The organism is Frederiksenia canicola (assembly GCF_011455495.1).
GTDB lineage: Bacteria > Pseudomonadota > Gammaproteobacteria > Enterobacterales > Pasteurellaceae > Frederiksenia > Frederiksenia canicola.
The window spans coordinates 462,054-475,938 of the sequence record NZ_CP015029.1; the positions used below are offsets into that span (position 1 = coordinate 462,054).

13 protein-coding genes are annotated in these 13,885 nt (G+C 45.0%); 5 read left to right on the forward strand and 8 right to left on the reverse strand.

What is annotated here, in order from left to right; all coding sequences use genetic code 11:
• Positions 1-19 precede the first annotated feature (19 nt).
• From A4G17_RS02255 to A4G17_RS02285, 7 genes are all read right to left on the reverse strand, one after another.
• Positions 20-1,018, reverse strand: a complete 999-nt coding sequence (locus A4G17_RS02255) for an ABC transporter permease (RefSeq protein WP_123957042.1) — start codon at positions 1,016-1,018, stop codon at positions 20-22.
• A gap of 10 nt (positions 1,019-1,028) precedes the next feature.
• A complete protein-coding gene (locus A4G17_RS02260) occupies positions 1,029-2,567 on the reverse strand; it encodes a sugar ABC transporter ATP-binding protein (protein ID WP_123957043.1) in 1,539 nt (512 codons plus the stop codon).
• Positions 2,568-2,890: 323 nt separating this feature from the next.
• Complete coding sequence (gene fucA, locus A4G17_RS02265) at positions 2,891-3,559, reverse strand: L-fuculose-phosphate aldolase (RefSeq protein WP_123957044.1); 669 nt, start codon at positions 3,557-3,559, stop codon at positions 2,891-2,893.
• Between the two features lie 8 nt (positions 3,560-3,567).
• A complete protein-coding gene (gene fucU, locus A4G17_RS02270; RefSeq protein WP_123957045.1) occupies positions 3,568-4,008 on the reverse strand; it encodes an L-fucose mutarotase in 441 nt (146 codons plus the stop codon).
• 99 nt (positions 4,009-4,107) lie between these two features.
• Complete coding sequence (fucK, locus tag A4G17_RS02275; protein ID WP_123957046.1) at positions 4,108-5,547, reverse strand: L-fuculokinase; 1,440 nt, start codon at positions 5,545-5,547, stop codon at positions 4,108-4,110.
• Positions 5,548-5,604: 57 nt separating this feature from the next.
• Positions 5,605-7,371: an L-fucose isomerase gene (gene fucI, locus A4G17_RS02280; RefSeq protein WP_123957047.1), complete on the reverse strand. Its 1,767-nt coding sequence runs from the start codon at positions 7,369-7,371 to the stop codon at positions 5,605-5,607.
• Positions 7,372-7,589: 218 nt separating this feature from the next.
• Complete coding sequence (locus A4G17_RS02285; protein WP_123957048.1) at positions 7,590-8,336, reverse strand: DeoR/GlpR family DNA-binding transcription regulator; 747 nt, start codon at positions 8,334-8,336, stop codon at positions 7,590-7,592.
• A 480-nt stretch (positions 8,337-8,816) separates the two neighbouring features.
• Here A4G17_RS02285 and mnmG point away from each other — a divergent pair, with 480 nt between their 5' ends.
• The 5 genes from mnmG to A4G17_RS02310 all read left to right on the forward strand — a co-directional run bounded on the left by mnmG (position 8,817) and on the right by A4G17_RS02310 (position 13,023).
• A complete protein-coding gene (gene mnmG / locus A4G17_RS02290) occupies positions 8,817-10,709 on the forward strand; it encodes a tRNA uridine-5-carboxymethylaminomethyl(34) synthesis enzyme MnmG (RefSeq protein WP_123957049.1) in 1,893 nt (630 codons plus the stop codon).
• Between the two features lie 119 nt (positions 10,710-10,828).
• On the forward strand, positions 10,829-11,260 hold the full coding sequence (locus A4G17_RS02295; RefSeq protein ID WP_123957050.1) for a nucleotidyltransferase substrate binding protein: 432 nt from the start codon (positions 10,829-10,831) through the stop codon (positions 11,258-11,260).
• Entirely contained in the window at positions 11,261-11,563 is a 303-nt protein-coding gene (locus tag A4G17_RS02300) for a nucleotidyltransferase family protein (RefSeq protein ID WP_123957051.1), read from the forward strand.
• A 17-nt stretch (positions 11,564-11,580) separates the two neighbouring features.
• On the forward strand, positions 11,581-12,198 hold the full coding sequence (gene rsmG, locus A4G17_RS02305; protein WP_123957052.1) for a 16S rRNA (guanine(527)-N(7))-methyltransferase RsmG: 618 nt from the start codon (positions 11,581-11,583) through the stop codon (positions 12,196-12,198).
• Positions 12,199-12,228: 30 nt separating this feature from the next.
• Complete coding sequence (locus A4G17_RS02310; protein ID WP_123957089.1) at positions 12,229-13,023, forward strand: alpha/beta hydrolase; 795 nt, start codon at positions 12,229-12,231, stop codon at positions 13,021-13,023.
• Between the two features lie 99 nt (positions 13,024-13,122).
• Here the strand turns inward: A4G17_RS02310 and A4G17_RS02315 are convergent, their stop codons facing one another.
• The gene (locus A4G17_RS02315; RefSeq protein ID WP_123957053.1) at positions 13,123-13,875 is read right to left on the reverse strand and encodes an esterase family protein; all 753 of its coding nucleotides are present in this window, start codon (positions 13,873-13,875) and stop codon (positions 13,123-13,125) included.
• Positions 13,876-13,885: the final 10 nt, after the last annotated feature.

Below are 13,885 nucleotides of genomic sequence, written 5' to 3' on the forward strand. Positions count from 1 at the left end.
ATGAGATCTCCTATGTGGACTATTTTTTACCAAGTTTCTTAGATTGACGGAGCTGGTCTAACGACACAGCGACGATAATCACTAACCCGATAACAATCATTTGCACAAACGATGAGACGCCATTCATATTCAAACCATTACGGAGTACACCGATAATGAATGACCCAATTAACGTGCCAGGAATGGTACCGACACCGCCCATCAACGATGTTCCCCCGACTACTGCACTTGCGATTGCATCTAGCTCGTATGCCACACCACCGTTTGGCTGTGCAGTGACTAAACGAGATGCAAGGATTACGCCCGTTAAACCAGAGAGCAAGCCACTGGCAACGTAAGCATAAATTTTAATAAGGTTGGTTTTGATCCCTGATAAACGAGCGGCTTCTTCATTCGAACCGATAGCGTAAATGTAGCGACCTACTTTGAGTTTAGTGAGGGCAAAGGTGAATAAGACGGTGATGAAGATCATAATAATCACAGGATACGGAATGCCCGCAAACACCACTTTCGGTAAGCCATTCGGGCCTTCTTCCACCATTTTGAATAACGCACCGTTACCAAGAGCAGCAAAGGATTCTGGCATACCCGAAACAGGTGCTGCGTTGGTCACATAAAGGGCTAAACCACGAGCCACCATCATCATACCCAAGGTAGCAATAAATGGTGGCAGTTTCATTCGTGTTACCAACACACCATTAATCAAGCCACAAATTCCACCGACTAAAATCCCGAAAATCATACCAAGTGGCACAGGCACACCCGCATTCACGATCATCGCAGCTGCTACACCTGAAAGGGCAACGACAGAGCCCGTACTCAAATCGATACCACCCGTTAAAATCACACAGGTCGCTCCGATACCAATTAAGGCGATAGTCGAGGTTTGCAAACCAACTGTCATGATATTGTTGGAAGTAAAGAAGTATTCGTTGGTCACACTAAAGAAAATCACCAACAGAATAAGCCCTGCAAGTGCCGCCATTTTGCGTAGCAAATCTTTATATTTCTCGTTCATTGGAAACTCCTTAATTATTATGTTTATGGGCGAACATATCTTTTACGCCTGTCGCATAGTGCATAATTTCTTCTTGGTTGGTCTGTTTGGTTTCGAGCATTGCGGTCATCTTGCCTTCTCGCATCACGATAATACGGTCAGAAATACCTAGCACTTCAGGCAACTCAGAGGAGATCATAATCACTCCCACACCGCTTGCAGCAAGCTCATCAAGTAATTGATAGATAGCGTATTTTGCCCCCACATCAATACCCCGCGTTGGCTCATCGAAAATCATCACTTTTGCATCACGGAACAACCATTTGCCGATAACCACTTTTTGTTGGTTACCGCCACTTAAATTATTGACCAACTGCTCAGGGGTTGGTGTTTTGATTTCCATTTTCTTGATGAAAGTATCACTGGCTTCCAACTCTTGAGCAGTGGAAATAATCCCCAAGCCATCGGTAACTTTATCCATCGCCGCCATCGTGATATTTTCTCGAATGCTCATTCGCACTGCCACACCATTTAATTTACGGTCTTCTGACAGGTAGGCGATGCCCGCTTGAATGGAGTCCGCAGGGCTTTTAATCGACACTTTGGCACTGTGTACATAAATTTCACCACTATCTAATGGATCCGCACCAAAAATTGCCCGAGCCAATTCCGTCCGTTTTGCCCCAACTAGCCCTGTGATACCTAAAATCTCCCCTTTGAACAGGGCAAAATCTAAGGCTTCAAACACACCATAACGCTCTGCTTGGTAAACGGACATCACAACTTCATTCTCATCAACGACAGCGGTTTTTGGCGGGAAGTGATTATCTAAGGTACGCCCAACCATTTTGGTGATGATTTCATCCATTGTGATTTCATCGAAACGGTGGCTAGATACATAAGTGCCATCACGGAAAATGGTAATACGGTCACAGATTTGTTTGAGTTCATCCATACGGTGTGAAATGTAAACGATACACACCCCTTTTTCTTTTAAGCGACGGACTAATTCAAACAGTTTTTCAATCTCTTTTTCGGTGAGAGCAGAGGTGGGTTCATCCATAATCAACACTTCCACATCAAAAGAAAGGGCCTTGGCAATTTCCACCATTTGCTGACGAGCCACCGATAAATCTTTGACTAAATCTGTTGGCTGGACATCAATATCAAACATATTGAGCAACTCCGCCGCCTCTTTATTCATTTTCGCTTTATCAACTACACCAAAATGAGTTGGCTCACGAGCGAAGAAAATATTTTCTGCCACCGTCAAATGAGGGATCAGGTTCAGCTCTTGGAAGATCATACTGATACCTTCCTGCTGAGCTTCAAGCACAGACGAATAATTCACCTGCTTGCCCTTGTAAGTGATTGTGCCTTCGTCGGCTTGATACACCCCAATTAAGCACTTCATTAAGGTTGATTTCCCCGCCCCATTTTCGCCCATTAAGGCATGAGCTTCCCCTTTATGCAGTTCCAACTGCACATTTTTCAGCGCTTGTACCCCAACAAATGATTTGCTGATATTTTGCATAGAAAGCAATGGCACATCGGGTTTCACTGCTGTCATACTGCCTCCGTTAATCATTATCTTTTGATTTGGTTATTCCTAGAAATTATTGAAACTTCTAAAAAAAGCAACACTATCTTTTAACAAAACTGACGTAACTGAAAGAAGTTTTACGGAAATGGCATTTTTTTTGTGATATAGCTCACAAAAATAGCGATTTGGTGAATTTTTATCTTGCCCGATTTTTCCAATATTTTTAAAAAATCGGGCATTTCGGGCAGAAGGAAAACGAGAAAAGAGGCAAAGAGAAAAGACAAAAACAACAAGCGGTCAGATCATTTGCAAATTTTGCAACGGATCTGACCGCTTGTAAGCCGATATCATCAGCTACATGGGCAATGTTTTTCTTCTACTCGCAAGCCATAGGTTGAGAATTTGCCCAGTACCACTTCAATTTCTTCATCAGAAAGGACAGGCACATTTGGTGTTGTTGCAAGCAATTTGAGATAAAGTGTTGCTAACACTTCCACTTCATGTGCAACCCATAAGGCTTTTTCTAAATTGGCTTCAGCCGCAATCATTCCATGGTGCTGTAATAAAATCGCTTTACTTTGGGCGATGCCTTTCTTCACATATTCTGCTAACTGCCATGTTCCAAAAGTGGCATAAGGTACGCAAGGCACTTGATTCGTTCCTGTTACCGCAATCATATAGTGAATCGCAGGAATAGGTTTGTTTAAGATCGCCACGCCAGTACAGTTAATCGCATGGTTATGCACCACCGCATTCAGTTCTGGACGAGTTTGATAAACGGCTTGGTGAAATTGCCATTCGCTTGATGGAATTTTGCCCGCTTCGAAATTGCCATCGTTATCGACATAGACAATATCGTCTTCGGTCATTTTTTCGTAAGGCATACCCGAAGGAGTAATCAGCATCCCGTTTTCATAACGTACGCTGATGTTGCCTGCGGTGCCTTGGTTTAAACCCAAGCGGGTCATTTCTAAACAAGTATCGATAATTTTGCGTGATAACGCTGTTCTGTTACTCATAATCACCTCTAAGGTTGATAAACGGGAGTCACCCCTTTTTTCAAAATAATGTTGCCGTATTTGGCGAGTTCGCCAGTCACTACCACCGCATAGGCTTGTTTGGCTCGATCGTAAAAGGCGAAACGCTCAACACGTTCGACTTTCGGCACATCACCGTTGATTTGACGAATGGCAGCGAGATAACTTTCTTCCACCGTTGGATCGAGCGTGTCGCCCGCCACCGCTGCCATCATCGCTAATGGAGCATCGACATATTGGTCAAATTCAAACAGTGGCGTGATTGCTTCTAATAACGTGGCGATTGTCAGACCATCTGCCCGAATCACATTGGAATGCAGTTGATGAGCAGGAAAATGGGCATCGGATAGCACGATTTCATCACCGTGTCCCATTTCCGCAAGGATTTTCAATAAATTAGGTGATAACGCAGGGTGAATGCCTTTTAACATAGAAACTCCTGTCGGGTGGGTTTGACCCACCATTTGCAAATGTTTTCAAAAATCAGACCGCTTGTTGTGATCTTGGTGGGCCAAAACCCACCCGACAACTTACAATGATGCGTAAACCTTCACATTTTCGCTCGGTTCGATCCGCTTAATCGCTGGTTTCATTGCATTTTGGGCAGCTTGAACGTTGTCAAACACGCCCGTACCGGTAAAAGTGAACATTGCCGCACCGAGTACGGTGGTTTCGGAAAAATCGACCACATCAATCGGGATATTCAATACATCAGCACGAATTTGGTTCCACAAACGATTTTTGGATCCACCGCCAACGCAAATTAAGCGGCGGGCCTTGAATTGGCCCACTTGCTCTAGCAATGCCAAACCTTCTTTTAAACGGAACGCCATATATTCCAAGCCTGATCGATATACTTCGCCACGGGTTTTGTGCATTGAAAGACCTACAATGGAGCCAGTTTGGTGGGTAGTGCCATCAAATCTGCCTTGCAATTGCACACCATTGGAGCCAGCAGGTACTTGCTCACCTTCGCTGATCATCGTTGGGTAGTAGGCATTGCTATTAGCAACATCGCTGAAGAAAGTACGACCAATCCACTCCATCACGCCTGAGCTGACCCATTGCACACCCGGGTTGAAATAACCAGCTTGGCTATCAAATTCAATGGTTAAGCCATTTTGAGCTTGTTGCCATTCAGGTTTGGCTTGCTCGGTGCGAGCCATTAAAATTTCCCAAGTACCTGAGCTGAGTACTGGTTGATGATAATCCGCCCCCGATCCAAAAATCGCAAATTGGGTATCATGCCCTGCAGAGATCACTGGAATTTCCGCTGACAAACCGAGCTCTGAGGCTAAATCTGCTTTAAGCGTACCGATTTTCTCGCCCGCACTTTTCATCGCAGGGAAATGGGACTTTTGCAACCCAAGCAATGCTAACACTTCTTCGTCCCAGTCATCTTGGGCGATGTTAGTCATCATTGATGTGCCTGCCATGGTGCGATCAGTACTTTGTACGCCTGTCAGCCGATAGGTCAAAATGGAAGAAATAAACAGAAAGCTCTCTGCTTGAGCGAACAGCTCAGGCTTGTTCTGCTTCAGCCACAGCAATTTGAATAGCGTGTTGAAGCTGTAATGTCCCACGCCGTTGCGTTGGTAAAGTTTTTGGACATCAATCAGCTTAGCGATGTTTTCCATCACTGGTAGTGTTCGCGGGCATTTCCACGAAATAATCGGGTAGAGCGGCTCACCGTCTTTGCCGAAAATCGTACCGTCCACCCCGAAGGTGGTAACCGAGATCCCAACAATATCCGCTCGCTGTTCAACAGAAAGTTGATCAAGCGTCTGTTTGGCACAAGTCATCAACTTCTGCCAAATTTCATCAATATCCCAAATATGATAGTCCACTGATTCTTCGCCCGTTTGGGTGTTATTCGGCAAATGATGCACCGCCAACAGCTTCCCTTCAGCATCAATCGCCACGGTGCGTAAATTCGTTGCACCACAGTCGAAAATAAGTGAGATAGGCATAAATATCTCCATATGAATATCATCCCCCCCGCCAAAACAAGGGAGGAATGTTTTCAATTAACGATAAAGCGGTCCGAAATTCGCACAAGCACGATAGTCTTGACCTTCTTTGTCTTGACCAAATAGGTTCCATGCACTTGGGCGGAATACATCTTTATCCGCAACGTTGTGCATACAAACAGGAATACGCAACATTGACGCTAGAGTGATTAAATCCGCCCCCACGTGTCCATAAGTGGCAACACAGTGGTTCGCCCCCCAGTTCGCCATCACCGAATAAACATCAGTGAACGCCCCTTTGCCAGTTAAACGTGGGACAAACCATGTGGTTGGCCAAGTTTCGTTGGTGCGTTTGTTGAGAATATCATGCACGTTTTCAGGCAAATCAATTGACCAACCTTCTGCAATTTGCAGCACCGGTCCGACACCTTTCACTAAGTTGATACGGTGCATTGTGAACGGCATTCCGCCTTTGGTGAGATATTGGGAAGATAAGCCACCGCCACGGAAATATTCATATACCGCAGGGCACCAGCGGGTATTTGCTAAGCAACGTTTACCATCTTCTTCGGTCACTTCCCATACTGGTTTGATCACTGGGTTGCCGTCTTTGTCTTGATGCTGCCCCGTGCCATCTAATGCGGCTGAGCCTGAATTGATTAAATGGATAAAGCCACTTTCTGGTCGCCAGCCAGTAACACGTTCCACAGCGTCTTCGCTCCAGTAAGTCCGCACATCCGCGAAGATTTGAGCTTGACCAGTAAGTAAGTTACCGAACAACATATTGACCGCATTCAACGAGTCGTTTTCGGTGGCTAAAATATAAGGGGGACGCACGCCGTTCCAGTCGTACGTGGAATTGAGCAGTGCTTCCATAAAGTCGCCGTTCGGGCTGTGGTCTGTCCAATGGCGTTGCCCTTGGAAACCCGCCGCTATTGCATTGTGTCCCAAAGCTTCTTCGCCAAAATTAAGTTGAGCAAGTTTTGGATTACCGACCATTAAATCACGGGTGATGATGGTCATTTTCACCAAGGTTTCACGCAATTTGGCTTTTTCTTCTGCATTCATTTGGTTTTCTGGGGCATTGACATCCACGCCATCAATACAGAAATCATTCGCCCATTTCAGTGCTAATTCATATTCTTCTTTGTCGTAAATGCCACGCTCCATGCGGCGAGTCAATTCGCTCATATCGACATATTCGTTACGCATGCCGAGATAATCTTGGAAAAACGCTTGGTTTACGATAGAACCTGCTATTCCCATGGAGACAGAACCAATAGAGAGATAAGACTTGCCACGCAAGGTTGCCACCGCCAAGCCTGCACGGGCGAAACGCAGTAATTTTTCTTTTACATCATCAGGAATGGATTGATCGCTTGCCTCTTGCACTTCGGTGCCATAAATGGAGAACGCTGGTAAACCCATTTGGTTATGCCCCGCTAACGCTGCGGCTAAGTAAACCGCCCCTGGACGTTCGGTGCCGTTAAAGCCCCAAATCGCTTTTGGCATATGTGGATCCATATCAATAGTTTCCGAACCGTAGCACCAACAAGGCGTCACCGTCAGTACCACACCGACATTTTCCCGTTTGAATTTCTCCGCACAGGCCGCGGCTTCAAACACCCCACCGATGCAACTATCGGCAATAACACACTCGACAAAATCCCCATTAGTATGGCGAACTTCGCTCTCTAACAACTTGGCAACCCGTTTTGCCATATTCATGGTTTGATCTTCTAAAGATTCCCGCACACCAAGGCGACGACCGTCAATGGTTGGACGAATACCGATTTTTACTGGAACAGATTTAAGTTGGGTCATAACAATTCTCCTGAATCAAAATGAACAGAAATATACGCCAACTATTTTGCAACGGTTTACAAATGGTGAAAGATTAAACCACTATTTTTGTGAACAAGCTCACAAAAACTGCTGACAAGCGGTCAGTTTTGCCGAATTTTTTGCAAAAACAATGCCCGATTTTCACAGAGAAAGGGAAAATCGGGCATTGCAAAAAAAGTTGAGAATCTGACCGCTTGTTACACGGTAATTTGCACATTGTGCTGCTGACAATACGCCACCAATGACTCTGGCGGGACTTGGTCGCTAAACAGAATATCAACCTGAGACAAATCGCACAGTTTAATCAAATCTTTACGGTCATATTTACTGTGATCGGCAAACAGAAACACCTGCTTGCTCACTGCCAACATCTTGCGTTTAATCACCGCGTTCAGCTCGTTCGACTCCCAAATCACTCCGTCAGAAATGCCAGTGCAAGAAAAAATCGCCAAATCAATCTTCAGCCGAGACAAAATATGCCCCGAGAGCGAGCCATAAAAAGCATCATATTTTGGTGAATAGGTTCCGCCCGTTGCGATAATTTCAATACAAGGCTTGTTTGCCAAGGCACGAATATTGTGCATCGAACTGGTCACCACCGTACAAGGCACATCAGGCAGAAGTTGAGCAAAGTTCCAACTACTCGAACTGGCATCCAGACCGATCACCGCCCCTTCAAAGAAGTGATCCAACGCATTTTCTGCGATCGACTTTTTCGCCTCGCTGTTGATCCGCTGTCGCACCTGAAACGATCGCCCAATATCGCGATTTTTGCTGCTCACCGCCCCGCCGTGAGTGCGGTGCAATAATCCCTGTTTCGCCAAGGCATTGAGATCTCGCCGAATTGTCTCCACCGACACCATAAATTGCCCTGCAAGCTCCTGCACGCTGGCCTCATCATATTTTTCTAAGAATGCTAAAATCGCACGGTGGCGGTGTTGCATGGTCTTTCCTTCCATTTAATTCGTTTTGGCAGCATTATAGCGAATTTGCAAAAAATCCGAAAAAAGTGACCGCTTGTCTCACAAAAAGTCTTTGCTGTTGCTTTTTAAAGCAGATCTTCTGTGGATAACTCTCCGAATGAGGTGTGATTATCTTCTGATTTATGCACAAATAACTTTTCATTTTTTATCCAATGTGGATAACTACCCTATTTATCCACAGCTTAGATCATCGCTAAAAACACGATCTTTACCCTTTTTATAATAGAGTAACTCGCTGAAAGATCGACGGTTTTAGGAGTTATCCGCAGATCTCGGCATACCTAATAACAACCATAATAAAAGATCTTTATATAAAGATCTTATTTATATCTAGGGATCGGATGATCACCGACAAGATCGCAAATAGCTTTTTTCAGACTCGGTTTTTTCAGGTAGAATATCGCCCTTTTAGCAGAATTTCATTAAGAACAAAAACAAACTATGATTTATCGGGATATTTATGATGTGATTGTCGTGGGTGGCGGTCATGCGGGAACAGAAGCAGCCCTTGCACCTGCAAGAATGGGCTTAAAAACCTTATTATTGACGCATAATGTCGATACTTTGGGGCAAATGTCATGCAACCCAGCAATTGGCGGGATCGGTAAAGGGCATTTGGTGAAAGAGATCGATGCTATGGGCGGTGTAATGGCATTGGCAACCGACCAAGCCGGGATCCAATTCCGAACCTTAAACAGCAGTAAGGGCCCTGCAGTGCGGGCAACCCGTGCTCAAGCAGACCGTGTGCTTTATCGTCAAGCGGTCAGAATAGCGTTGGAAAACCAACCGAATTTAGATATTTTTCAGCAGGAAGTTGTTGATATTTTAGTCGAAAATAATCGTGCGGTGGGAGCTGTTACCAAAATGGGTTTAACCTTTAAAGCCCGTTCGGTGATCTTAACGGCAGGCACGTTCTTAGCGGGTAAGATCCACATCGGGTTGGATAACTACGCAGGTGGTCGTGCGGGTGATCCTGCGGCAACACTGTTGGCAGATCGTTTACGTGATCTCAATTTACGGGTCGATCGCTTAAAAACAGGTACGCCACCGCGTTTAGATGCACGCACTATTGATTTTTCGGTATTGGCTCAGCAACACGGAGATGAACACCTCCCTGTATTCTCATTTATGGGGACTGTCGATCTGCACCCACGTCAGATTCCGTGTTACATCACCCACACGAACGAGCAAACCCACGATTTGATCCGTAACAGTTTGGATCGCAGCCCGATGTACACAGGTGTTATCGAAGGAATTGGCCCACGCTATTGTCCGTCGATTGAAGACAAAGTCATGCGTTTTAGTGATCGTAATAGTCATCAAATTTACCTTGAGCCAGAAGGTTTAACCAGTAATGAAGTCTATCCAAACGGAATTTCTACGAGTTTGCCGTTTGATGTGCAGATGGGTATTGTCCACTCAATGAAAGGCTTGGAAAATTGCCGTATCATCAAACCAGGCTATGCAATTGAGTATGATTATTTCGATCCACGTGATTTAAAACCAACCTTGGAAACCAAAGCGATTGATGGCTTGTTCTTTGCAGGGCAAATCAACGGTACCACAGGCTATGAAGAAGCTGCGGCACAAGGTTTACTTGCGGGGATTAACGCAGGCTTACAAGTGCAAGGCAAAGAGGCGTGGTTCCCAACCCGTGATCAAGCTTATACCGGCGTATTGGTGGACGATCTCTGCACCCTTGGCACTAAAGAACCGTATCGTGTCTTTACTTCCCGTGCAGAGTACCGCTTGTTGTTGCGTGAAGATAATGCCGATATCCGCTTAACGCCAACGGCGCATCAACTCGGTTTGATAGATGAAGCACGCTGGGTGCGTTTCAATCAAAAAATGGAAAATATTGAAAAAGAACGTGAGCGTTTAAAACAGATTTGGGTGCATTTACAATCGCCAAATTTGAATGAAATCAATGGACTACTTAGCAGCCCGCTTGCTCGTGAGGCCAGCGGCGAAGATTTAATCCGCCGCCCTGAAGTAACTTATGAAAAATTAACCCAAATCGAACCATTCGCCCCAGCGATCGAAGATAAGCAAGCGGCGGAGCAGGTGGAAATTGCGATTAAATACCAAGGGTATATTGAACATCAATATCAAGAGATCGAACGTCACAAACGCCACGAAAACACCTTGATCCCAGCGGAATTTGATTATGACAAAGTGGAAAGTCTCTCAAATGAAGTGCGGGCGAAATTGATGCAACATCGCCCAGTTTCGATCGGGCAAGCATCTCGTATTTCAGGCATCACCCCTGCCGCCATTTCAATCTTATTAGTGAGTTTGAAAAAGCAGGGCATGTTGAAACGGGGTGAGTTGTAATTCACCAAGCCCACGAATTTTAGTCAAATTTTTAAAGAATTTACTGCTTAACCAAAGTGAACCACTCAAAAACTGAGAAGTGCGAGTGGGATTTGCGAGACAAAATCAGTAGGTGTGATATGTCAGAACAGTTAGAAATCACAGTATTGGAAAATGCCTTTCATTCGTTGTTGGAAACGATTGAAGAATTGGCAGATCTCAATTGGTTTAATCAGCAAAAGCCGATTATTCAAGACACGCTAATTGCAGGGGCAATTCAGAAATTTGAGTTTGTGTATGAATTAAGCTTAAAAATGATGAAGCGTCAGTTAAAGCTACTAGCTATTTCCGATGAGCAAGTCGAAGCCGATAATTTCCGCGATATCCTGAGAGATGCTGCTAAGTATGGCTTAATTGAAAATGTCGATGTGTGGGTGGCATATCGTAAAATGCGGAATATCACTTCCCATACTTACGATCAAAATAAAGCCTTGGAAGTGTACAACGGCATTTCGGATTTTCTTGAAAGCAGCGGTTTTTTACTTACCCAACTTCATAAACGGAATGGCTAAATGGTGCACGGGTTACAAATGGAGCCGAATGAATTGGCAATAGTGCAACATATTTTGCAACAAATGGTGCCAGATTTATCCGTATGGGCATATGGCTCAAGGGTAAAAGGCACGGCAAAAACCTATTCCGATTTAGATCTTGCTATTATCACCCAAACGCCGCTGACTTTCTTGCAGCTTGCTCAGCTAGAAGAAGCCTTTTCAAATTCAGAGTTAGCTTGGAAAGTCGATTTGCTTGATTGGGCAAGTGCCAATGAAGCCTTTAAAAACATTGTGCGAAAGCAGTATATCGTTATTCAATAAAAATAGGACATTGCAAAATGTTAGCCAAATTAGACCGCTTGTTAGGTCAAACCCACTTGAATTTATCCGCCGATCAGAAACAGCAACTTATTGATTTTGTTGTATTATTAGACAAATGGAACAAAGCATATAATCTCACATCCGTGCGGGATCCAAATGAAATGCTGATTAAGCATATTCTGGACAGTCTTGTGGTGAGCCCCTATTTGCAAGGTCAGCAGTTTATTGATGTCGGAACGGGCCCCGGTTTGCCGGGCATCCCACTGGCGATTGCTAACCCAGATAAACAATTTGTACTGCTCGACAGTCTTGGCAAGCGGATTACTTTTATCAAAAATGCGGTGCGTCAGCTCGGGCTGAAAAACGTGGTACCAGTGCAAAGTCGGGTAGAAGAGTTTCAAGATCAACAATTTGATGGTGTACTCAGCCGTGCCTTTGCTTCTTTGAAGGATATGACCGATTGGTGCTACCACTTGCCGAATACAAGCGGTCAGTTTTATGCCTTAAAAGGACAATATCACGCCGATGAGTTGGCAGAAATCAGCCAGCCCATAGCACTGGTTGAGGTGATTAAATTAGACGTGCCAGAACTGGTGGGCGAACGCCATTTGGTGGTGTTGAAAAAAGCAGAGTAAGGATTAAGCGTGTTTTATCAAGAACTAGAAATGCAGAGCCATTTTATCCAAGTGCCTTATTATCAGCACGAACGTCGCATTCGAGTGCTGTTGCCGAAAAACTACCACAACGAACCTTGGGAACGCTATCCCGTGTTGTATATGCACGACGGGCAAAATGTGTTTTACAGCAAAGAGTCGTACTCAGGGCATTCTTGGAAAATTATCCCAACCATCAAACAACATCAAGAATTTCCTAAGCTGATTATTGTCGGCATTGATAACGCAGGTGAAAAGCGACTTGATGAGTACGGTCCTTGGAAAACCGATACCGGCATGGGAGCCGTGGCTCACGCAGGTGGAAAGGGGATGGATTATGCAAAATGGGTGGTCGAAAAAGTGAAACCTTTTATCGACAGTCACTATCGCACCAAAGCCGACCGCCAACATACCTTGCTTGCGGGCAGCTCAATGGGCGGCATCATCACTGCCTATATGGGAGCTGCGTTTCCGCAAGTGTTCGGGCATTTGGGCGTGTTTTCCCTCGCATCGTGGTTTAGTGAACCCGCTTTTATGCATTTTATTCACCACGCTGGCCTAGACCGATCGAGCAAAGTGTTTATCCAAGTTGGCACCAATGAAGGTGACGAAGTGGATGCTCACTTCATTTCCAATATGAACCAAGCCTACATCGACTGCACTTTACACTACTACCAAGCCTTACTACGAACGGGGCATCCGCTCGATAACATTCGCCTAAAAATTATGGCAAACGAAATCCACCACGAAATGCACTGGGCGGAACATTTTGTTGAGTTCTTACAGTTTTCATTGATGAATAAGTAATACAAGCGGTCACTTTTCGTGAGAAATTTGCAAATTTTTCATCGGATCTAACCGCTTGCAGCACAAGCGGTTACTTTCTCATCATTTTTTGCAAAGGGATTAAATAATCCCTTGCTCTTCCAATTTGCTCAGGAAGAATGGCATTTGCACTCGCCACCAAGGCCAGTCGTGATCGACATCGTGTCCCCAGAAGTCGAACCAACCTTCAATGCCTTTGCCAGCAAAGGCTTCTTGTAAGCGTTTGGTATCGGCGATGTGTTGTTCTTCCCATGCACCTTGTCCAACTGCCACGATGTAGTGATTTTGGCGGTAGCGATCTAAGAACCAGCTGTCGTGTTGATTCCAGAGATAATCAATCGGTGAATTGAAGTAAACAGCATGATCGCCGTGGAAATCGTTGGTGAAGAAACGAGCGTCATACACACCACTTAATGCGATGGCGACATCGAATAAATCAGGGTGGCGTAGGGCGAAGTTGATCGTGTGATAACCTCCCATACTGCAACCTGTTGCGATCATCGCGCCATCCCAGTTGGATTCATGACGGATCAACGGGACTAATTCATTGATGATATAACGGTCGTAAGCGTTGTGGGCTTGTGCCATATCGTGTGGAGATTTCCACTCGGCAAGCCATGATTCGCTATCGAAAGAATCAGGCGTGTAGAATTTGATTAAGCCTCGCTCAATAAATGAACGGCAAGCATCGATCATCCCAAAATTACCATATTCGTTTTGGTTGCCGCCTGATGAGGGGAACACAATGACGGGTTTGCCTGCGTGTCCATAGACGTTGAAATGCATTTCACGCCCTAATTCGCCACTCCAGTGGCTACGTTTTTCAAAGTGCATAATTTTCCTT

Coding starts and splice junctions, on each gene's coding strand:
- A4G17_RS02300 (WP_123957051.1), top strand. CDS start 11,261: ATGGTGCACGGGTTACAAATGGAGCCGAATGAATTGGCAATAGTGCAA.
- A4G17_RS02285 (WP_123957048.1), bottom strand. CDS start 8,336: ATGCAACACCGCCACCGTGCGATTTTAGCATTCTTAGAAAAATATGAT.
- mnmG (WP_123957049.1), top strand. CDS start 8,817: ATGATTTATCGGGATATTTATGATGTGATTGTCGTGGGTGGCGGTCAT.
- A4G17_RS02310 (WP_123957089.1), top strand. CDS start 12,229: ATGCAGAGCCATTTTATCCAAGTGCCTTATTATCAGCACGAACGTCGC.
- A4G17_RS02260 (WP_123957043.1), bottom strand. CDS start 2,567: ATGACAGCAGTGAAACCCGATGTGCCATTGCTTTCTATGCAAAATATC.
- fucU (WP_123957045.1), bottom strand. CDS start 4,008: ATGTTAAAAGGCATTCACCCTGCGTTATCACCTAATTTATTGAAAATC.
- A4G17_RS02255 (WP_123957042.1), bottom strand. CDS start 1,018: ATGAACGAGAAATATAAAGATTTGCTACGCAAAATGGCGGCACTTGCA.
- fucK (WP_123957046.1), bottom strand. CDS start 5,547: ATGCCTATCTCACTTATTTTCGACTGTGGTGCAACGAATTTACGCACC.
- A4G17_RS02295 (WP_123957050.1), top strand. CDS start 10,829: ATGTCAGAACAGTTAGAAATCACAGTATTGGAAAATGCCTTTCATTCG.
- A4G17_RS02315 (WP_123957053.1), bottom strand. CDS start 13,875: ATGCACTTTGAAAAACGTAGCCACTGGAGTGGCGAATTAGGGCGTGAA.
- fucA (WP_123957044.1), bottom strand. CDS start 3,559: ATGAGTAACAGAACAGCGTTATCACGCAAAATTATCGATACTTGTTTA.
- fucI (WP_123957047.1), bottom strand. CDS start 7,371: ATGACCCAACTTAAATCTGTTCCAGTAAAAATCGGTATTCGTCCAACC.
- rsmG (WP_123957052.1), top strand. CDS start 11,581: ATGTTAGCCAAATTAGACCGCTTGTTAGGTCAAACCCACTTGAATTTA.